This is a genomic window from Exiguobacterium sp. UBA6282 (genome assembly GCF_002440475.1).
Lineage (GTDB): Bacteria > Bacillota > Bacilli > Exiguobacteriales > Exiguobacteriaceae > Exiguobacterium_A.
Window position 1 is genome coordinate 36,892 of the sequence record NZ_DJUM01000008.1, and the last position, 19,774, is coordinate 56,665.

General features: G+C 48.8%; 18 protein-coding genes. 4 read left to right on the plus strand and 14 right to left on the minus strand.

What is annotated here, in order from left to right; all coding sequences use genetic code 11:
- Positions 1 to 77 precede the first annotated feature (77 nt).
- Both B2751_RS01690 and B2751_RS01695 read left to right on the plus strand, forming a co-directional pair.
- Positions 78 to 1,823, plus strand: coding sequence for an ABC transporter ATP-binding protein (locus B2751_RS01690; protein WP_290772378.1), 1,746 nt, complete (start codon positions 78 to 80; stop codon positions 1,821 to 1,823).
- The gene (locus B2751_RS01695) at positions 1,820 to 2,701 is read left to right on the plus strand and encodes an NAD(P)-dependent oxidoreductase (RefSeq protein WP_290772382.1); all 882 of its coding nucleotides are present in this window, start codon (positions 1,820 to 1,822) and stop codon (positions 2,699 to 2,701) included. The genes B2751_RS01690 and B2751_RS01695 overlap by 4 nt, the downstream gene beginning before the upstream one ends.
- Before the next feature lie 52 nt (positions 2,702 to 2,753).
- On the opposite strand, the gene B2751_RS01700 is transcribed toward B2751_RS01695, so the two are convergent.
- From B2751_RS01700 to acnA, 10 genes are all read right to left on the minus strand, one after another.
- On the minus strand, positions 2,754 to 3,383 hold the full coding sequence (locus tag B2751_RS01700) for a DUF975 family protein (RefSeq protein WP_035408632.1): 630 nt from the start codon (positions 3,381 to 3,383) through the stop codon (positions 2,754 to 2,756).
- A 186-nt stretch (positions 3,384 to 3,569) separates the two neighbouring features.
- Positions 3,570 to 4,232, minus strand: coding sequence for a copper homeostasis protein CutC (locus tag B2751_RS01705; protein WP_035408634.1), 663 nt, complete (start codon positions 4,230 to 4,232; stop codon positions 3,570 to 3,572).
- A 25-nt stretch (positions 4,233 to 4,257) separates the two neighbouring features.
- Positions 4,258 to 5,022 carry a DeoR/GlpR family DNA-binding transcription regulator gene (locus B2751_RS01710; RefSeq protein WP_056060593.1) on the minus strand — a complete coding sequence of 255 codons (765 nt, stop codon included), beginning with the start codon at positions 5,020 to 5,022 and terminating at the stop codon, positions 4,258 to 4,260.
- A gap of 192 nt (positions 5,023 to 5,214) precedes the next feature.
- Positions 5,215 to 5,829 carry a glycerol-3-phosphate 1-O-acyltransferase PlsY gene (plsY, locus tag B2751_RS01715; RefSeq protein ID WP_035408639.1) on the minus strand — a complete coding sequence of 205 codons (615 nt, stop codon included), beginning with the start codon at positions 5,827 to 5,829 and terminating at the stop codon, positions 5,215 to 5,217.
- Between the two features lie 17 nt (positions 5,830 to 5,846).
- Positions 5,847 to 6,905, minus strand: coding sequence for a D-alanyl-D-alanine carboxypeptidase family protein (locus tag B2751_RS01720; protein WP_290772385.1), 1,059 nt, complete (start codon positions 6,903 to 6,905; stop codon positions 5,847 to 5,849).
- Positions 6,906 to 7,123: 218 nt separating this feature from the next.
- Positions 7,124 to 7,561 carry an acyl-CoA thioesterase gene (locus tag B2751_RS01725; RefSeq protein ID WP_035408645.1) on the minus strand — a complete coding sequence of 146 codons (438 nt, stop codon included), beginning with the start codon at positions 7,559 to 7,561 and terminating at the stop codon, positions 7,124 to 7,126.
- 12 nt (positions 7,562 to 7,573) lie between these two features.
- Positions 7,574 to 9,817 carry an AAA family ATPase gene (locus B2751_RS01730; protein ID WP_290772388.1) on the minus strand — a complete coding sequence of 748 codons (2,244 nt, stop codon included), beginning with the start codon at positions 9,815 to 9,817 and terminating at the stop codon, positions 7,574 to 7,576.
- Between the two features lie 76 nt (positions 9,818 to 9,893).
- Positions 9,894 to 10,601: a hypothetical protein gene (locus B2751_RS01735; RefSeq protein WP_214855415.1), complete on the minus strand. Its 708-nt coding sequence runs from the start codon at positions 10,599 to 10,601 to the stop codon at positions 9,894 to 9,896.
- Positions 10,602 to 10,791: 190 nt separating this feature from the next.
- Positions 10,792 to 11,256, minus strand: coding sequence for a DUF3939 domain-containing protein (locus B2751_RS01740; RefSeq protein ID WP_035408653.1), 465 nt, complete (start codon positions 11,254 to 11,256; stop codon positions 10,792 to 10,794).
- Between the two features lie 57 nt (positions 11,257 to 11,313).
- Complete coding sequence (gene acnA / locus B2751_RS01745; RefSeq protein ID WP_035408655.1) at positions 11,314 to 14,040, minus strand: aconitate hydratase AcnA; 2,727 nt, start codon at positions 14,038 to 14,040, stop codon at positions 11,314 to 11,316.
- A 257-nt stretch (positions 14,041 to 14,297) separates the two neighbouring features.
- On the opposite strand from acnA, the gene B2751_RS01750 reads away from it, so the two are divergent.
- Complete coding sequence (locus B2751_RS01750; RefSeq protein ID WP_035408657.1) at positions 14,298 to 14,792, plus strand: hypothetical protein; 495 nt, start codon at positions 14,298 to 14,300, stop codon at positions 14,790 to 14,792.
- A 32-nt stretch (positions 14,793 to 14,824) separates the two neighbouring features.
- Here the strand turns inward: B2751_RS01750 and B2751_RS01755 are convergent, their stop codons facing one another.
- From B2751_RS01755 to B2751_RS01765, 3 genes are read right to left on the minus strand one after another with little or no spacing between them, the layout of a single operon-like run.
- Entirely contained in the window at positions 14,825 to 15,427 is a 603-nt protein-coding gene (locus B2751_RS01755; RefSeq protein WP_290772392.1) for a hypothetical protein, read from the minus strand.
- Between the two features lie 33 nt (positions 15,428 to 15,460).
- The gene (locus B2751_RS01760; protein WP_035408663.1) at positions 15,461 to 16,645 is read right to left on the minus strand and encodes an RtcB family protein; all 1,185 of its coding nucleotides are present in this window, start codon (positions 16,643 to 16,645) and stop codon (positions 15,461 to 15,463) included.
- A 27-nt stretch (positions 16,646 to 16,672) separates the two neighbouring features.
- Positions 16,673 to 17,494 (minus strand): LysR family transcriptional regulator, encoded by an 822-nt coding sequence (locus B2751_RS01765; protein WP_035408665.1) that lies wholly within the window; start codon positions 17,492 to 17,494, stop codon positions 16,673 to 16,675.
- Between the two features lie 107 nt (positions 17,495 to 17,601).
- Here B2751_RS01765 and B2751_RS01770 point away from each other — a divergent pair, with 107 nt between their 5' ends.
- A complete protein-coding gene (locus B2751_RS01770) occupies positions 17,602 to 18,840 on the plus strand; it encodes a purine/pyrimidine permease (protein WP_290772396.1) in 1,239 nt (412 codons plus the stop codon).
- Between the two features lie 166 nt (positions 18,841 to 19,006).
- Here the strand turns inward: B2751_RS01770 and B2751_RS01775 are convergent.
- Positions 19,007 to 19,774, minus strand: a 768-nt coding sequence (locus B2751_RS01775; RefSeq protein WP_290772398.1) for an MBL fold metallo-hydrolase, incomplete at its 5' end; no start/stop codon positions are given.

The window sequence follows — 19,774 nt, forward strand, 5'->3', positions numbered from 1 at the left end:
ATTTTTTGTCAAGTCGCGCTTCCCATTTGACCGTCTCTTCGTTCTTCCGGACAATAGAAAAGAGAGGATGTGTTGAAATGAACGCTGCGACGTTCCAATCTTTTTACCTGTTATTAAAAAAAACGAAACCACCGGTCGGTTTATTATCTGCCGCCGTTTCCGTCTCCGTCATCCAAGCGCTGGCTGCGCTCGCCATTCCTTGGTTCTTAAAGACGTTGATTGATGGTTTTACTGTCGATCGACTGACACCACAATTGATCAGTCTATTTGTGATCGTTTTCCTCGTCCAAGTCGTCGCGAACGCTTTATCGATCTATTGGTTACAGATCGTCGGTCAACGGATCGTCGCCAATTTACGAACGCTTCTATGGAAGCATCTATTAACGCTATCGATTCCGTTCTATGATGAGACAAAATCCGGTGAGCTCGTCTCACGACTCAATAGTGACGCAACGACACTTCAGCAATTGCTATCGGAACAACTCGTCCGTTTGCTGACGTCACTCGTCTCAATCATCGGAGCAATCACGATCCTATTCTTCCTCGATTGGCAAATGACGCTCGTTATGGTCATCGCTGTCCCCGTGACCTTGTTGATCATCATTCCGCTCGTCCGCAAATTACACAAGATTTCTCGTGGGACTCAGAAGGAACTTGCAGGATTATCCGGTTTTTTTGCCGAGATGCTCGGTGAGGTCCGACTCGTCAAATCACAAGCAACAGAAGACTATGAGCTGGGACGAGGAAAAACGCGGATTGAGAACTTATACGGATATGGTGTGAAGGAAGGACGAATTCAAGCCCTCTTGTTGCCGATCTTTAACGTCACTCTAACGACGATGCTGATCTTGATCATCGGTTTTGGTGCCTACCGCGTTGCGACGAACCAGATCACGGCGGGTGAACTCGTCGCCTTTTCGCTCTATTTGTTCCAAATCATGACACCACTCGTGACGATGACTGAATTCATCACGAAGTTACAGAAAGCACGCGGTGCGACAGAGCGAATCATCGAGCTTCTCGATGAATCACCGGAAGCACCTGGAACGCTTGTAGCATCTCGTCCGTTTACGGACGTGACGGTCGAACACCTGTCATTTGGATACAATGAGACGTCGATCTTACAGAATGTCAGCTTTACGTTACCACGCGGCAAGACGACAGCAATCGTCGGTCCGAGTGGCTCCGGTAAAACAACATTATTTGCGTTACTTGAGCGATTTTATCAACCGACGTCAGGACAAATCCGTCTCGGAGATCAACCCATTTCTGATTTGACGTTATCGTCTTGGCGACAGGCAATCGGATATGTCGCGCAGGATTCCCCCGTCTTATCAGGAACGATTCGTGACAATCTCGTCTACGGTCTGACAGATGACATCAGTGAAGACAAAATCTGTGCGGCTGCACGGATGGCGAATGCCGATACGTTTATCGAACGATTCCCGGAAGGTTATGCGACTGAGATTGGAGAACGGGGTGTCAAACTGTCTGGTGGTCAACGCCAACGAATTGCGATTGCACGTGCACTCCTCCGTGATCCGGAAATTCTGTTGCTTGACGAAGCGACATCCAGTCTCGACTCCGAGTCGGAACGTGTCGTTCAAGAAGCACTCGAGCGATTAATGGTCGGACGGACAACGTTTGTCATCGCCCATCGTCTCGCGACGGTCCGTCATGCCGATCAAATCATCGTTCTTGAAGATGGTCAGATTTCAGGTATCGGGACACATGATCGACTTGTCGTCGACAATCCATTGTATAATAAGCTCGTAACGCAACAATTCATCGGCACGGAACGTGCAAGGGGGAATCACGTATGAAGACAGTCGGTTTCATCGGATTAGGTGTCATGGGACAAGGCATGGTCCGCAATCTGCGTAAGGCAGGTTTTACAGTCAAAGGATACAATCGTACGAAAGAGAAAGGACTCGTCCTTGAAGCAGATGGTGTCAAAATCGTCGATACGATTCAAGATGTCGTCACGGATGTCGACGTCGTCATCTCGATCGTCGGTTATCCGCAAGACGTCGAGCAGATCTACTTCGAAGACGGCATACTCGATCATGCGACACCAGGAACGATTCTGATTGATATGACGACGTCTAGTCCGGCTCTTGCTGAACGAATCGCGCAGGAAGCGACAGCACGCGGTCTTCAGGCACTTGACGCACCTGTCACGGGCGGTGATCTCGGTGCGAAGAACGGAACACTCGCGATTCTCGTCGGTGGTGAAGAAGCGGCTTTCGCACAAGCGAAGCCATTATTCGAGGCGATGGGGAAATCGATTTCACTCTTCGGTGGTCCTGGTAAAGGACAATCGGCGAAGCTCGCGAACCAAATCGCAATCGCCGGATCGATGATTGGAACAGCGGAGATGTTGTTGTTCGTCACACGATCCGGAATCGATCCGACACAGTTCATCGAGACGATCAAATCTGGTTCTGCCGGTAGCTGGAGTCTTGAGAACTTGATCCCGCGCGTCATCGCCGAAAACTACTCACCTGGTTTCTTCGTCAAACACTTCATCAAGGATATGCGCCTTGCCCTCGAACGCGGCGCTGAGATGGGTATCGCGACACCTGGTCTCGCACTCACAAAAGACTTATACGAACAACTTGCTGAGCTGGGTCACGCCGATTCCGGTACACAAGCGCTTTATCTATTGCTCGCTGAGCGTTCACGCGCTTCGGTGGAATAAGCAAAAGCCTGTACGCTACGTCTACTGACGTAATGTACAGGCTTTTTTACGTTCATCCCTTAACGGAACGTGTTGGTTTCAAGCGTTCATAGAAGTGTGCCATCGTCGTATCGAAGTATGGCGTCAAGAAGATGACACCCACTGTACTGAGTAGTGCGAGGATCCCCCAGCCGATGAAACTCAAGTAAAGCATGATCAGTTCACGCTTATGCCCTTTCATCATCCGGCGGCTTTCACCAAGTACTTGCCAAAACGATAATTCCGGTCGATCGACTAAAATATACGGAACGAGACGATATGCTAGGTAAAAGTATAGTGCCGGTAAGATCAAAAATGATCCAACATAGACCAATACCGTTACGATCGCATATGCGGCAATTGTCCGGAAAGCACGTCGAAACGAAGAGAACCCTTCGAACAGTGTTCCGATTCCGGCAGACTCCCCGCGGGTGAAACGTAAGTAAGCAATCGTTCGACCAACTGTCACTGGAGCCAGGACAATCGTGACGACCATGTTCAGTGCGATGAATCGAACCATACTATCAATGTCATCTTGATCAAATGACATCCGGCTTGCAGCGAGCGCAAAAATAAGGAAGTAGATGATCGAGATGCTTAATCCGACCAACCATTGTCCTTTTAACGTACCAAGAGCAGCTTGTTTCAATTGTTTAGGGTTCATGTCGTACTCCTTTATATCCACTATTTCCACTTTTGATTTTAGCCCAGTTCCTTTGAAAAACCTAGTTCTCCCACTCTGCTTTTCATCTGCTTGAAGCGAATCGTCGAAAAGTCGTCACGAGCGCATGAAAAAAATCCATTTCCCTCATCTCAACAGATCAGAAAAATGGATTGATTCACTCGATGATCATCCTAGGAGTCGTGTCAACGCCTCAACGCGTTCTTTTTGAATGGCACCGTCTTGTAAGACCGCCGATCCTACATGCAGTTCGGACGCCTTCGTTGCTTCAAGAAGTGCCTCTGCATTTTCAAGTGTGATGCCGGATCCTGGTAAGATGATCAAGTCCGGATAGTCTACAATCAAACGTGCGATCGTCTCTTTACCTTCTAGTGCCGTTGCTTGACCACCTGACGTCAAGATCCGGTCGACTTCCGGAAAATCAGCGAGTACTTCTGCCGCTTCAAGAATATCACGACTACTGTCGATTGCTCGGTGGAACGTCAATGACAGTTCCCCTTTATGTTTGATGATGCGACCGAGGAAACCTTCGTCGACACGACCGTCTGCTGTCAATGAGCCGACGACGATCCCGGCTGCACCGAGTTCACGGATCAAGTCAATATCCGTGATGATTGTCTCCTCATCTGATTTCGAGTAGACGAACGATTTGCTATGTGGTCGCACGAGGACGTGAACCGGAATCTCAACCGTCGAGACGACTTGACGGATCAGTCCGTAGCTCGGCGTCAATCCCCCTTCGGATAATGCGGAAACGAGCTCGATCCGGTCCGCTCCGGCTTGTTCTGCTGCGACCGCTTCTTCTACGGTCGATGCAATGATTTCTAACATGATACATCCCTCCCGCATCAGTGTATCATGAGACGACCATCCAGTTCACGCGTTCGTTGAACAGTTTCATCTCCCATGATGGCGGATAGGAAGCTGGGCTGAGGACGATTTTCGCGCGCCGGAACTCTGCCACTTTATATTTTCGGTTTCCTTGGAACTCGTCATTGGCTAAGAAGGCGTAGACATCTTTTGTGCAACTAATGACCGCTTTTTGGATAAGTGACGATTCGATATCATCACTGACGAAGCCTCGCTCAATCTCAGCACCATCAAACGATAGGAAACAGGCATCAAAAGCATAGGCATCCAGCGCTTGCAATACCTCGACCCCGACCGTCTGTCCGTATGCATCGACTGTTCCGCCTAACAATCGAATTTCCCCAGTGAACGGTCCCGTCTTACGGCACTGCTCCAAGTGACTGGCGACGATCAGTGAATTCGTGACAATCGTCGCGTTTCCCGTTAAATAAGGTAACAAATGCTCGACCGGTTCTCCCCGTCCGAGAAAGATACAGGAATAGTCACTGAGCCACCCTTTCGCATAGCGCGCTAAACGGCGGGATAGCTGATCCGTTCGCCGTGAGATCGGCGTCTCCCGTTTTCCTCCTTGATAGATAGCACCGCCATAGACACGCTTCAATTGACGTTCGCGTTCCAACTCCTCTAAGTAGCGTCGTACCGTTTCTCCCGAGACATCGAGACGTTCGATCAAATCCTTCGTCATGACTTTCCCTTCCTCTTCCAGCCATTCCATGATGCGTGATTTCCGCTCTTCTCCTAACAACGACACGTGCGCTTCCCCCTTTACAGACCAGTTCTAGTTCTAGTGTAGCGAACGTCTGTAAAGGTCTTGTAAATCCGATGTAAATAAACGTGTAGTTCCTATGAAATGTCGTTGAATTCGTCCGTTATCCGACTCTTTCATCAAACGAAAGACGCGCCTGCCTCTCAATGAGTGAGATGCAGACGCGTCATTAGTCGTTCATTCAGATGATTTCTTTGCAAAGAGTGGAATCTTAGACTCTGTTCCTTGGCGAATCCGTTGGATGTTATCACGGTGCTTGAAGATGACGAACAACGCAAGAACCGTAAAGAACGTCGGAACGATCCAATCGTTCGTCAAGACGCCGATCGTGATCGACACGACAATCCCGACACTTGCTGCGACGATCGAACTGAGCGAGACCATCCGGCTCAGGCGAAGTGTCGTCAAAAAGGATACGAGCAGAAAGATGAAGAGAATCGGACTCGTCACGAGCAACATCCCACCAGACGTCGCGACTGCCTTTCCGCCCTTGAACTTTGCGAAAATCGGATAGATATGACCGACGACAGCCGCTAATCCAGCAAACAGCGGATGCACATCCGCGCCCATCAAGATCGGAACAAGGCTCGCGACGGCTCCTTTTCCAAGATCACCGATCAAGACGATGATTCCTGCCTTTTTCCCCAAGACACGGAACGTATTCGTCGTTCCGAGATTCCCGCTACCTTGTTGACGAATATCGATTCCGTGTCCCCATTTCCCGACAAGTAATGCGAACGGAATCGAACCAAGCAGATAGCCAAGAACCAAAATCCCTATGATTTCAATCATAGTCAACCTCCAACCTCTTAGTGACCGACTTTCATATATTCCTCAAGAGTCTGTCCGTTATTTTTAATTTGTGTCGCGACATCGACTCCGACATAACGAATGTGCCATGGCTCATACGTATAACCCGTCCGCGACTGGAAACCACGGTCGTAACGAACGATGAAGCCGAACTTCGCTGCGTTATTCGCGATCCATTTTCCTTCTTTCGTATCACCAAGAGCGTCTGTTAATCCATTACCTACACTTGGTGCCGAAATATCAAAAGTGAGACCTGTCTGGTGTTCACTGTGACCAGGGCGTGCTGAATATTGATCAGCAGCTGCCTTGCCGTCACGTGCGACATAATTATTATACAATACTTTTTGACGTGCGCCGGAACGGAATCCGCTGACAGCGTTCAATGTCACGCCTTCTTTTTTAGCAGCAGCGAACATTTTTTCCATCTGTTTCGCAGCTGGTGCTCGCATGTAGCTTTGTTCAAGTACACCCGAATAGGAGAAGCTGACGTTTGGAACGACGAGATCCGACGGCTTGTAGTCGATTGGCAAGCTATACTTCTTGTTGACGACGACGAGCATTCCAAGCGAAAGATCGGCTTTGGCATCTGCTGATTTATCGACGTCTGGCGTCTCATCTTCTGGTTTCGATGGTTTTTCCTGCTCTGGATCCTGAGACGAACTATCCGGTTTATCCGTCGATTCGTCCTTTTTGTCTTCTGTTTTGTTCTCTGCTGCAGGTGTATCATCTTTCTTTTCTGTTTCATCCTTCGTTGCCTCATCCGAAGATCCTTGGTCCTCTTGTGTCGTCTCATCGGATGATTTGTCTTCAGATGACTTGTCTTCTTGTTTTGCATCTTCTGACGTATCGTCTTTCGTTGTTTCTTCTGTTTTGTCTGTTTTGCTTGTTTCTTCTTTGTTCGTGTCTTTTGCTGTGTCTTCTTTTTTCGTTTCGTCTTTTGATTGTGTTGTCTCATCTGATTTCTGTTCAGTTTTCGTCGTATCGTCCGCTTGTTGATCCCCAGGATTACATCCTGCAAGGAGAAGCGCTAACGTACTAACGGTTACGATTTTTTTCATGAGTAAGACCCCTCTTCTTTTTATGCTTCTCTATGTTACCGCTAATTGTTCCATCCGTCGAGCCTACTTCCAACAGATGGACTAAGACCCTACCTTACTTCAGCTTCTTTATTTTCGCAAATGATTCTGACTTTGTCATCGGTCGTTAGTACCAAGTGCTNNAAATAAAAAAAGCGGAACCGATTCAATAAAATCGATCCCGCTATTGTTGTACATCTTCACGCTTCCGTTAAGAGTGCTGCGTCCGTCTCACTCATCTTCTCGTAGATGTCGTGCCAGTTTGGGAACACCTTCGGCAAACGAATCGGTCGGAAGTTTTCCTTCTTGACGACGACATGTGTCGTCTTTGCCGATACCGCAAGTTTTCCGTCTGGATGCTTGACGGTATAACCATAAATCGTCCGTAAGCCATCGTAATGATCAATCCAGACCGTGACGACCGCCGTATCACCGTACGTCAACGAGCGCTTATAATCGAGATTGACATTCGTAACCGGGGAGACATAACCCGCATCTTCCATCTCCTTGTAATTAAGACCCAAGGACTGGATTAATTCTGTCCGTGCCAGTTCCAGATAGACGAGATAGTTCGAATGATAGACGATGCCCATCATGTCCGTCTCGGCGTACCGAACAGGTATTTCAATCGTATGCATGTAGCTTCCCCCTTAAAAATCCTCTTTTTCAAGATAGGACCATTCTGAACCGGATAAGCTAACTTTGTCAATTAATCGCATCGATTGTTTCGCGATCGCCTGTTCGACAATCGTGATCGCCGCCCGTGCGTTTCCGTTCGGAACGACATCGATTTTCTCGGTAAGCGTCTGTCGCGCGTCCTCCGTCAGCTCATATCCGAATCGTGCCGCATATCCTTCAATGATTTGAATCAACTCGTCTGGCGAATAATTTGGGAAGTAGAACGACCGCTTGAAGCGCGACTTCAATCCCGGATTACTCGCGAGCAAGGCGTTCATTTGTTGCTCGTAACCAGCAAGAACAACAACGAGATTGTCTTGATGTTTCGTCATCTCATCCACAAGCGTATCGATGGCTTCCTTCCCGAAGTCATTTGCTCCACCGTTTAACGCATAGGCTTCATCAATGAATAAGACACCACCCAGCGCATCTCGAATCGCGTCGCGTGTCTTTTGCGCCGTCTGTCCGACATATCCGGAGACGAGGTCAGCTCGGCTGACGACTTTCAAGTGTCCGCGTTTTAAATAGCCGCATTGTCGTAAGACATCGGCATAAAGCTGAGCGACAGTCGTCTTACCGGTTCCACTATTGCCGCTAAAGACCGCATGCAGTTCGACCGGTAATACCTTATAACCGGCTTCACGACGGCGTTTTTGCATTGATAATAAGGCTTCGATCTGTTTCAATTCATCCTTTAGATCAGACAATCCGACGAGCGAAGCGATCCGTTCTTCCACCGTCGCGTCCGGTTCTTGCACCATCTCGAAATCTTCTTGTTCGAGTAAGGCAAAGTCTTCGTGACTGGCACTCTCTCCAAGGCTTGCTCCCTTCTTGAAGATCGCATCAAGCACGATATTGCGAACCGCCCGTCCGTTTCCGAAACTCGCGTCGACGCGCTCCCGCTCGAGCCGACCGAGCAACGCCCGCTCTGCTTGTTCCGTCAAGACGTAATCATTTGCCGTCGCGATCGAGCGTCCGATCGCGAGCAGCTCTTGATCCGTATAGTCTGCAAGCAGATAATGATTCGATTCCGGGAAACGGCTTCGTAATCCGGGGTTCGCCTTCAGGAAATCACGCATCTCTTCCGGATAACCAGCGAGGACGACTGCAAACCGTCCCGCATATTCCCCACTCGTCATCGCAGCGACGAGCGTATCGATCGCTGCCTGCCCATAGTCGTTCCCACTTTGTCCGGCGCGCTTTAAGGCGTAGGCTTCATCGATGAAGAGTACACCTCCGACAGCTTCCCGGACCTTGCTCATGACTTGTTCTTCCGTTTGTCCGACGAAGGCTCCGACGAGCGACGAACGATCCGTCTCGACGACTTCTGGTCGTTCGAGTAGTCCGAGTTCATGGTAGATCTTCGCCATCAAACGAGCAAGCGTCGTCTTCCCGGTTCCTGGGTTCCCCATGAAGATCATGTGTAGCGATGGTTGATCACTTGAACGATAGCCGTCTTCCGACCGTTTTTGTTGGTACTTCAAAAAACGATACATGTGGTGGACCCGTTGTTTAATGTCTTCGAGACCAATCATCGCGTCGAGTTCCTCGAGTGCTGATCGTTCAACTTGTTTGCTTTCGACGGGAAGTAAGGCAACGACACGCTTAAGATCCTGAATCGTCGTCGCCTTCAATTCCGTCATCTCACGGAACGCTTCTCGGGAATAGAAGCGTTCTTGTAAGCTATCGACGAATGTCTGCGCCGTCTGCTCGAGCGTTGCACTCGAACGTAGCAATGCCGTTCCAGCATCGAACAGTTCCGTCCAGCGTTCGGCATCTAGCCGACGAAGTCGTTCTGTCAGTTCGACGATTTGATCCGTCTCCTCGACGATTTGGCTCGCTTGGAGAATCAGTTCCTTTGTCGCAGATCGTTTCGCGTTTGCATTGTCCGTCTCACGAATCGTCGGGAACGTATGCGCGACGAGACGCTGATACGTACTTTGTAGTTGTTGCTCCGTTAATAACTGCTCAAGACGTGCTGGCAAGCGACCATGCTGACGGATTTCTTGCATCCAGCTCTCAGCTAAGGCGTCCAGTCGTCCTGTCATGATATAGCGATGCTCGACAAGTAACGCTAAGATACGGACGAGTGCTTCCGTTTCTCCAAGTAGCCGACTACTTTGGGCATAACGTAGCGCAAGCACCTCCTCAACTTTCGCGCCCTCTTCCCACGCCTTGATTTGATTGAACATCTCCTCTTTCGAGAATGCTTCCATGTTGAACCTCCTGCGTCTCGAAAAAACCGACTTTGTCCGCTACCGTTTCGTAGCGTCATCGCCGGTCGTTTCTTGTTTATTTTGCTTTTAGCCATTCCTTATCGAACGTATCAATTGTCTCAAAACTCTTCATCTTGACAGAGTAGAACAATTTACCATTATTGCGTGATTCGGCACCGAGGACTTTCGAACGGTCAGATGCGACATAATACGTCGCTTGTTCCTGGTTGTTTTCTTTATCGAAGATCGATGGATACTGTTTGATCCATTCTTCAGGAACCGTGCTCGATGGTTCTTTTTTCACGTAAACGTCCGCAGCCATCCCTGCAATGTCTGCTTCTCCCTCGACTTGTCCAAAGTCCCCTTTTTTAATGAAGGCGAGAATCTGTTCATTGAATCCACGAGAGAGGAATGGACGCGGCGCACTGACGCTTTTGCCTGCTTTCGTCTCATTGACTAACTTCCCTGTCGCATCATACTCACGGAACATTGTGCCGTTCCAGATCGCAAGCGATCCTTTTGACGGTCCGTCTACGACTTCTGTCCGAAAATGCCCTTTGTCGTCAAACACGACTTCATATGTCCGGGCTTCGAGCTCATCTTTTTTCGTTGCGAGTTTCTTCTCGACATATTGAATGCGTGTCATCGTATAAAACGGTTTGACCGTTGCGGCTTTTTCATCGCTTGCGGTCTGCGTCTTGTTCAAGAGATAAAAATTGTAGGCAAGGAGGATCGCCATTGCCACGATTGCTACTGCAATCCACGTGCTCGTTCGTTTCGTCATGCCATGTACACCTTCCTAGCTCAAGTCTCTATTCCCTATCATCGTATCGGTTTTAAAGGGGAAATACAAAGGGTTTGTCCAAGATTTCACGATTTCTGAGTAAATTCGTCAGACTTTTGAACAAATCAGAAAACGTTCAGGACGACAGAAAAAGGCGAACCGAATGAATTCGGTCCACCCTTAATTACGTTTACGCTTCCTTCGGCGTCAGCGAGACGATCATCGACTCATCGACCAAGTAATAACTATGATGTGGCATTTCACGTAAATAACCATCCTGAAACAACATCGCACAGTCGACTTGAAACGTTTTGCTATACGGTTTTAAAGGAAGTTTTTTCACCCGGTCAAAATAGCGATCGACAGCAACCTGGACATGATCCATCTCATAGACGAGTTCCCGGTCTTTTGCTTCCATGATGGTGAATGTCTCACGCGACATGTAAAACACTTGTGTCGAGCGTGCTTTCAAATACGGCTCCAGCTGTTTCAGGTCGATCCGTTGCTCATTATCCAGAAGCACTGTCCGATTCGTCCCTTTCGGTAGTTCAGATTCAAACGCATGCGTCGCTTGTTTGACTTCATCAAGCGTCACGTCACGCATCGGCAACGGTCGGTCTTCCTTCGGTTGAAACCACTTCTTGAATCGATTCATCGAATTCCTCCTCTCGTCAAAAAAAGGTGGGGTTTCCCCCACCTTTGATTAGACAACTTATGCTTGTTGGAGACGCTCACGAAGGACCATTGGTAAGATCCCGCCGTGACGATAGTAATCGATGTCGACTTCTGAGTCGAAACGAGCAATCGCTTCGAATTCAGTGACTTTTCCATCTGCCGCTGTTGCCGTGACTTTAACGATGTCACGTGGACGAACAGACTCATCGATTGCGATACTGATCGCTTCTTCACCTGTTAGACCAAGTGTTTCAGCTGTTGTGCCTGCCACGTATTGAAGTGGAAGAACACCCATCATGACGAGGTTTGAACGGTGAATCCGCTCGAAGCTCTCCGCGATGACGGCTTTGACGCCGAGTAAGTTCGTTCCTTTTGCTGCCCAGTCACGTGAAGAACCCATACCGTAGTCTTTACCAGCGAGGATGACGAGACCTGTACCATCTTCTTTGTACTTCATCGCAGCATCGTACATCGCCATCGTTTCGCCTGTTGGCCAGTACGTCGTGAAGCCACCTTCTGTACCTGGTGCTACTTGGTTACGGATGCGGATGTTCGCGAACGTTCCGCGCATCATGATTTCGTGGTTACCACGACGTGAACCGTACGAGTTGAAGTCTTTTGGTGCAACCCCTTTGTTGACGAGGTATTGACCGGCTGGTGTCGTTTTCGAGAATGAACCAGCTGGTGAGATGTGGTCCGTCGTGACCGAGTCAGCGAACTTACCGAAGACACGGAGTCCGTTGAGTGCTTCGACTTGACCCGCTTCCTTCGCCAAGTTCTCGAAGAATGGTGGGTTTTGGATGTATGTCGACTCACCGTCGAAGTCATACTGATCGCCTGTTGGCACGTCAAGGTTGTTCCAGCGTTCGTTTCCTGTGAAGACTGAATCGTATTCTGCACGGAAGCTTTCTGGTGTGACGACCGTGTTGATGATCGTTTGGATCTCATCACGTGAAGGCCAGATGTCAGCGAAGAAGACTTCTTGTCCGTCTTTGCCTGTCCCGAGTGACGCGTTCATAATATCGACGTCGACTGTTCCTGCAAGTGCATACGCGACGACGAGTGGCGGTGAAGCCAAGTAGTTCGCTTTGACGAGCGGGTGGACACGACCTTCGAAGTTACGGTTTCCTGAGAGGACAGACGAAACGAGCAAGTCTGAACCGAGGATCGCATCTTCAACAGCGCGGTCAAGTGGACCCGAGTTACCGATACATGTCGTACAGCCGTAACCGACTGTGTTGAAGCCGAGTTCGTCGAGATACGTTTGGAGTCCTGATTTCTCGAGGTAATCCGTAACGACCTTCGATCCTGGCGCAAGCGATGTTTTGACGTATTTCGGAACTGAAAGACCGAGTTCGATCGCTTTTTTCGCGACGAGTCCCGCACCAATCATGACGTATGGGTTTGATGTGTTCGTACAGCTCGTGATCGCAGCGATTGCCACATCACCCGTACGCATCTCAACCGCTTCGTCTTCGAACTGAACGACAGCGACTTTGTTTGCTTCTTCTTCTGCAAGACCAAATCCAGCGTTTCCTTGTGGAGCCGTCAACGCTTTTTTGAATGATGTATGGACATCCGTCAAATCAATCCGGTCTTGTGGACGTTTTGGTCCAGCAAGCGCAGGAACGATCGTTGAAAGATCGAGTTCGACCGTTTTCGTGAATGTTGGATCTTCGTTTTGTGGCGTGTAGAACAAACCGTTTGCTTTCGAATAGTTCTCGACTTTTTCGATCAATGCTTCATCGCGACCTGTCAAACGAAGGTACGTCAATGTCTCTGTATCAACTGGGAAGAATCCACATGTTGCACCGTATTCTGGCGCCATGTTTGCGATTGTTGCCCGGTCAGAAAGTGACATTAAGTGGAGTGATGGACCGAAGAACTCGACGAATTTACCAACGACGTTCTCTTGACGGAGCATTTCCGTTACACGAAGGGCAACGTCTGTTGCTGTCGTTCCTGGGTGCATCTCACCTGTAATACGAACACCGATGACTTCAGGTACTGGGAAGAATGACGGCTGTCCGAGCATGCCCGCTTCCGCTTCAATCCCACCGACTCCCCAACCGAGGACGCCGAGACCGTTGATCATCGTCGTGTGTGAGTCTGTTCCGACGAGTGTGTCCGGATAGACATCAACTGTACCGTCTGCTGTTTCCTTTTCAAGGACGACAGATGCCAAGTACTCGAGGTTGACTTGGTGAACGATTCCTGTTGCTGGTGGTACGGCACGGTAGTTGTCAAATGCTGACGTTGCCCAGCGAAGCAATTTGTAACGCTCTTCGTTACGCTCGAATTCGAGATCCATGTTTTCTGCAAGTGCACCAGCAAAACCGTAGGCATCGACTTGAACCGAGTGGTCAACGACGAGGTCTACTGGTACTTCTGGGTTGATGACCGATGGGTCTCCACCGAGATCTTGCATCGCTTTACGAAGTGATGCGAGGTCAACGACCGTTGGAACACCTGTGAAGTCTTGAAGGATGACGCGTGACGGTTTGAACGGAACGTCGACATCATTCGAAACTTGAGCTGTTCCCCATTTCGCCAAGTTCTCGACGTGTTCACGTGTGATCGAACGACCATCTTGTTGACGAAGTACTGACTCGAGTAGGACACGAATCGAATATGGAAGGCGTTTGACTTCCGTCAATCCGAGTTCTTCCAATTTTTCAAGACTGTAGTACTGATAATTCTTACCGTTTGCTTCAAACGAACGGCGTGCGCCAAAGACATCTTGCGACACATCTGTTTGCTTCATGGTGATTCCCCCTTTAAGTGTTCACGACATCAAGCCCCTGATACCGCTTACTTGTACAGTTCTATCATAGTATAATATGGATTCCGTTACAATTTGAAAGAACAAAAGACTTTCGATAAGTTTTACTTATTGCCGATATTAGAAAATTATTCTGTTGTCCTGTTCTTGCCATATTTCCAGTCATGCGTTTCCATTTAGAATGTTCAGGGTACTTAAAAAGTGTAGTATGATATCCGATTCTTGTGGAGGCGTTTATTATGGCGAAATATAAAAGCGATGCAACGCACGTCATTACGACGATTATTTTCAATGATTTAGAAAAAGCGCAAACAGGCTTCGCGATGATCAAAGACCTCGAAGCGATCAAGGAAATCGACATGGACCAGATGGTTCTCGCAAAACGCGACGAAGCAGAGGGGTTCTCTTTCATCGATGCGATCGACTTCACGCAACAGGATCAATCGTTCAAGGGTTCATTGATCGGCATGGCGATCGGTGTCATCGGTGGTCCGTTCGGGATGCTCGTCGGTTCCGTCGCTGGCTACTTGATTGGTGCGAATCGGGATGAGAAAAACGAACGAGATTCGTTTGATTTGTTTAACCGGACACTGAATCAGATCAATCCCAATCATTACGGTGTCATCTTGATCAGTGAAGTCAACGAAGATTCAGAAGCCGTCAATGCGATTGCCGCTGAACTCGGAGCGACGATTCGCCGGACAGGTGAGACATTGCCGGATGGTGCCGTCTAATCAAATCAAAGTTGTCATCTTTACGTTCTCGTTTAAACGGGAGCGTTTTTTAATTCGTGAATCACCTGTTTTGCTGCCTCCTGCGTCGTGTCAGGATCGACTTTATATAAAGCATTTTGTTGCACGGATATGAGGATGTTTTTGTAGCTGATGATGATAAGATCAGACTGATTCGATAGCTTTTGATTAAGCCCTTTGTAGCCATCACTTGATTGATACTGCATCACGTCATTGCCTATGTATCGATCTGTATAAGTAAAATGGATCGCTAACCGCGTATCTTGTTTTTGATTTTCAAAATAAAGTGTCTCTTGTGTCGACGGTGTGTCTATCGTTCCGTCAACGGTTAACCAACGTCTCTTCCCAAAACTCAATGATCGATCTAAAGCCGTGAAATCTGAACCTATCGTACTTGCCTGCAACTGAAATTGATCCATCTTCAGGTGTTCATCCATATACTTGAACAGCTTTTCATACTGAACAGGATGTAAGATAGGATGTTTTGTCTTCTGATTCGTATGAGTAGTAGTTTTGACTTCTACTTTTTTCTGTTCCGTCGTGACCGCCTCATCCGTACATCCTACACTTAAAAATACACTCGAAAATAGGATCGCCATGTTTCTCTTATAGCGCATACACTATCCTCCCCTTTTGAAAACACCCTGACATCACTTTGCCTTAAAGTTGTATAGCGGTTTAATGATCTCGACGACATCGACCGTTTCTTTCGTATTGCGAATGATTTCGTCCATCGGTTTATAGACGAAAGGCGACTCGTCACGCGTCGACGCGACGACAGAACTTGACCAGACATCGGTCATCGTCTTTTCGAATGCATCGAGTTCAACTGTTTTGAACGCTTTAGATCGTGACATGATGCGTCCTGCTCCGTGTGGCGCGGAATAATTCCAATCAGGGTTTCCTTTTCCGACGACGATCAAGGAGCCATCGCGCATGTTCATCGGAATGATTGCCCGCTCGCCGGCTTTCGCAGAGATGGCACCTTTTCTTAAAATCATCGCATCAAGATCAATGTAGTTGTGGATCGTATCGAACTGATCCACTACCGTCCATCCCATCGCCTCGAAAATGACTTCGGTCATCGCTTGACGGTTTAATGCTGCGTATCGTTGGGCGATCTTAAGATCATGGAGGTAACGCTCCATCGTTTCTCCGGAAACAGATGCTAAATCTTTGTTAAACGTAGATCGTTTTTCCTTCAATTGCTGCAAGGTCGCCTGAATATCCGATTCGCGCCCCTGCTGCTTTAATTCCTCAATGATTTGACCCGCATCAAATTGGAAGCGTGCCGTCTCGGCTTCTGCCTGATAATGTTCAGCGATCGTCTTCCCAAGGTTGCGACTGCCGGAATGAATCACGAGATAGCGCTGTCCTGCTGCATCCTGGTTCAGTTCGATGAAATGATTCCCTCCACCGAGCGTCCCGATCGACAACCGTGCCCGTGTCTCGTTGAACGGTGCAAGTACTTGATCAAACGGTACCTGTTCTGACAATGGATGGGCTTGCTGACGCACCGACATGCCACTTGGAATGAGATGCTGGATCGTTGCGTCAAGCTCTGCAAAGTCGATTGGTCCCTGTCCAGCAAGTCGTGTACATAACATGCCGCAACCGATATCGACACCGACGAGATTCGGTACGACCTCGTCCGTCACATGCATCGTCGTTCCGATGACGGACCCTTTTCCAGCGTGACAATCCGGCATGATCCGAACGCGACTATCTGTCGCAAATTGTTCCTCCAACATGGCTGTTACTTGCTTAATCGTCAGTTCGTCGACGTTGTCCGTGAAAATCTTTGCTTCCCCATATGTGCCTTGAATCGTTTTCATTCGATTGTTCCTTTCTTATCCATTTAATTATTTTGCTGTTTCTTGCATGATTTCAATGAATTGTTTCGTCAGTGTCGTCGGTCCCGTCTCCGTCAACCAGACAAAGGCTGTCGTACTCGCGGCACCTGACAGGTATGTCTGATGCAGTCCTGCCGTGTCCAGTTCCCGCAACGTACTCTCCGGCAATACAGTCACCGCCTTCCCCTTTCGGACGAGTCCGATTAGCGTCAAGACGTCAGAACACGTCTCTTGCGATACGACGCCGAGCCGTTGACTTAACGTCTGAAAGACACCGAGTCCTTCTTGACTCGGAATGATGAGGTCCGCAGTTGGGTGATCCGGGTGCCAGACTTGATGAAACGGTTCTTCTTCCATCCATTCAATCGAGACGCCTTGCGCATCAATCGGCAAACGGACCAACGCTGCATCAAGCGACCGCTCTTTTAACCGTTCGATGAGCGCACTCGATTCTCCTTGGTGGACTTGTAAGATAATACCAGGATGTCGTCGTTTCATCTGTTCGATCCAGTCAACAAGCCGACTGGCTGATAACGTGTTGACACCAATCCGCAAAATTCCTGTTCGTCCGGCTTCGATGTCGCTTAATTCCATTCGTGTCTCCTGCTCAAACTGTAGCAATGAAACCGCCCTTTCATATAAGCGGTTGCCGCTTGGTGTGATCCGGATTCCGCGCCCTGCCCGCTCGATTAGACGAACGCTTAACTCTTCTTCCATTCGTCGGATTTGTTGCGTCAAGGCAGGTTGTGCCATTCTTAAGCGCTCCGCTGCTCGTGTGACAGATTGTTCCTCGACGACCGCACAAAAATAGCGGTACTGACGTAAATCCATACTCATCATCTCTTTCATATGTTTTCATGTATAAAGATATATGAATCATAACATCAATCATATGCTATGATGCAGGAATATCTTCAGTTTAAGAAAGGAGCTTTTTCATGAAACAAACGACTTCTACTTTCCAGTGGATCGTCTTCTTACTTGCGAACACGATTGCCTTACCGATCGTCGTCGCTAGTCTGTTCGACCTCTCCTCAGTCGAAACAGCTGCCCTTGTCCAACGGTCGTTCTTTGTAGGCGGGATTGCCTGTTTCCTACACGGCGCTTTCGGCCACCGGCTTCCAATCGTATCGGGACCTGCCGGATCATGGGTCAGTATCTTCGTTGTCATCGCCGCACTACCGGTCGATTCAAAAACAGCCTTTACGATTGCGATGGCAGCCGTCGTAATTGCCGGTATCGTCCTTATCATTCTCGGTTTGACAGGATGGACGAAATACTTATTACCCGTCTTCACACCGCTCGTCAGCGGAACATTTTTGCTTTTATTATGTATTCAATTAACAGGCGTCATGCTTGGTGCCGTCCTCGCCGTCGAAGCAACACGTCTCGCTGGTATCATCACGTTCTTACTTGTGCTCGGACTCAGCCAATTCGGACCGAGTCGCTTACGTCCGTTCGCCTTGATGATCGGAATTCTCGTCGGTTGGCTCGTCAGCCGTCCGTCACTTCCTACGTCGTCTAGTTTGTTTGCACCACCGCAAGCGTTACCGTTCGGATGGCCACAGTTTGACGGCAGTGCATTCCTTGTCGCGATTCCGTTCGCGATCTTGCTCGTCGTCAATTTGATCGCTGCCTTAAGCGCCGTCGAAGCAACGCTTCAAAAACAAGGACGTCTGCACCAAGGCTTGTCGATCGAAGGTGTCATTCATTTACTCGCTGCTACGTTCTCGACGCTCGTACCGGTGCCTTTACCCATCACGAGTGGATTCATCGCACAAACAGATAGCCGGAAACGTCGTCCGTTCTTGATTGCCTCACTCGTCATCGCACTGATTGGTTTCTTCCCAAGCTTGATCGGGATCATCGCAACATTGCCGCGGAGCGTCGCGAGTGCAGCGTTGCTTGCGACATTGCCGCATATGTTTCTGATTGCCTGGCAGTCAGCGGAAAGTAACATGGAGAACAGCCGTCGTCGCCATGCGTTTGCAATCAGTGCCGTCATCGGCATCAGTATCTTGTTGCAATCGACCGTCATCGCGGAAGTCCTGCCTTTGACGCTTCGTCCGTTTCTCAGTAATGGATTGCTCGTCGGAACGATGCTTGTGCTCGGTTTCGAAATTGTCGAAAAGGTTCGTTCACGTCGTGCAAAACAAGCGGATCGATTGGCGAGCTAAAGAGTATTGTACGATCCAGACGATGTCATCATCCTCGCTTTCCTGTAGGAGTCGATGATGAACATCTCGTCCGTTTATTCATCTAAAAAAGTAGCCATTTCGAGTCAAATCGAAATGGCTACTTTTTTTATCATCATATTTAATTAAAATCAAAAAGCTGTATCATTTAACGCACTTCTCGCCACCATTTCCGTGTCGTGCTCTCGGGTGTCACACTCTCCCCAATCATTGGTGTCAAAACTGGAATCTCATCGCGTTTTGCTTCCTTGAGCAACCGTTCGACCGGTTCGAACCAGGCATGAAACGCGAGGATGAAGGCAGACCAGTGAATCGGCATCAAGACGCGACCTTTGACATCACGATGTGCTTGAACTGTTTGTTCCGGTAACATGTGCGAATTGGACCACCGGACATCATACTGCCCACATTCCATCATCGTTAAATCAAACGGACCATATTGTTCACCAATTGCTTTGAAATGCGGACCATACCCACTATCACCACTAAAGAAAACTTTTTGCGAGCCTTCAATGACCCATGACGCCCACAGCGTTGAAAATTGATCAAGACCATTTCGCCCTGAATAATGGCGCGACGGAGCCGCTGTCAGCTTAATGCCACCGACTTGCGTCGATTCATGCCAGTCGAGTTCCGTGATTCGCTCCGCCGAGACGCCCCATCCACGGAGACGACTCCCGACCCCGAGTGGCACGATGAAGCGACCGACTCGATTTTTTAAGGCAAGGACGGATGGATAATCCAGGTGATCATAATGGTCGTGCGAATAGACGACGACATCGATCAACGGCAAGCGTTCGAGATCAACGGTCTGCGTCGTTTGAAAACGTCCTCCCCCCAGTTTCGGGAACGGTGATGGTGCGCGCCCGAGCATCGGGTCAAAGAAAATCGTTTGTCCATCGAGTTCAAGTAAAAA

Bases quoted from the DNA above. Each gene is read 5' to 3' on its own strand.
- B2751_RS01690 (WP_290772378.1), top strand. From the start codon at position 78: ATGAACGCTGCGACGTTCCAATCTTTTTACCTGTTATTAAAAAAAACG.
- B2751_RS01695 (WP_290772382.1), top strand. From the start codon at position 1,820: ATGAAGACAGTCGGTTTCATCGGATTAGGTGTCATGGGACAAGGCATG.
- B2751_RS01700 (WP_035408632.1), bottom strand. From the start codon at position 3,383: ATGAACCCTAAACAATTGAAACAAGCTGCTCTTGGTACGTTAAAAGGA.
- B2751_RS01705 (WP_035408634.1), bottom strand. From the start codon at position 4,232: ATGTTAGAAATCATTGCATCGACCGTAGAAGAAGCGGTCGCAGCAGAA.
- plsY (WP_035408639.1), bottom strand. From the start codon at position 5,829: ATGATTGAAATCATAGGGATTTTGGTTCTTGGCTATCTGCTTGGTTCG.
- B2751_RS01720 (WP_290772385.1), bottom strand. From the start codon at position 6,905: ATGAAAAAAATCGTAACCGTTAGTACGTTAGCGCTTCTCCTTGCAGGA.
- B2751_RS01725 (WP_035408645.1), bottom strand. From the start codon at position 7,561: ATGCATACGATTGAAATACCTGTTCGGTACGCCGAGACGGACATGATG.
- B2751_RS01730 (WP_290772388.1), bottom strand. From the start codon at position 9,817: ATGGAAGCATTCTCGAAAGAGGAGATGTTCAATCAAATCAAGGCGTGG.
- B2751_RS01735 (WP_214855415.1), bottom strand. From the start codon at position 10,601: ATGACGAAACGAACGAGCACGTGGATTGCAGTAGCAATCGTGGCAATG.
- B2751_RS01740 (WP_035408653.1), bottom strand. From the start codon at position 11,256: ATGAATCGATTCAAGAAGTGGTTTCAACCGAAGGAAGACCGACCGTTG.
- acnA (WP_035408655.1), bottom strand. From the start codon at position 14,040: ATGAAGCAAACAGATGTGTCGCAAGATGTCTTTGGCGCACGCCGTTCG.
- B2751_RS01750 (WP_035408657.1), top strand. From the start codon at position 14,298: ATGGCGAAATATAAAAGCGATGCAACGCACGTCATTACGACGATTATT.
- B2751_RS01755 (WP_290772392.1), bottom strand. From the start codon at position 15,427: ATGCGCTATAAGAGAAACATGGCGATCCTATTTTCGAGTGTATTTTTA.
- B2751_RS01760 (WP_035408663.1), bottom strand. From the start codon at position 16,645: ATGAAAACGATTCAAGGCACATATGGGGAAGCAAAGATTTTCACGGAC.
- B2751_RS01765 (WP_035408665.1), bottom strand. From the start codon at position 17,494: ATGGATTTACGTCAGTACCGCTATTTTTGTGCGGTCGTCGAGGAACAA.
- B2751_RS01770 (WP_290772396.1), top strand. From the start codon at position 17,602: ATGAAACAAACGACTTCTACTTTCCAGTGGATCGTCTTCTTACTTGCG.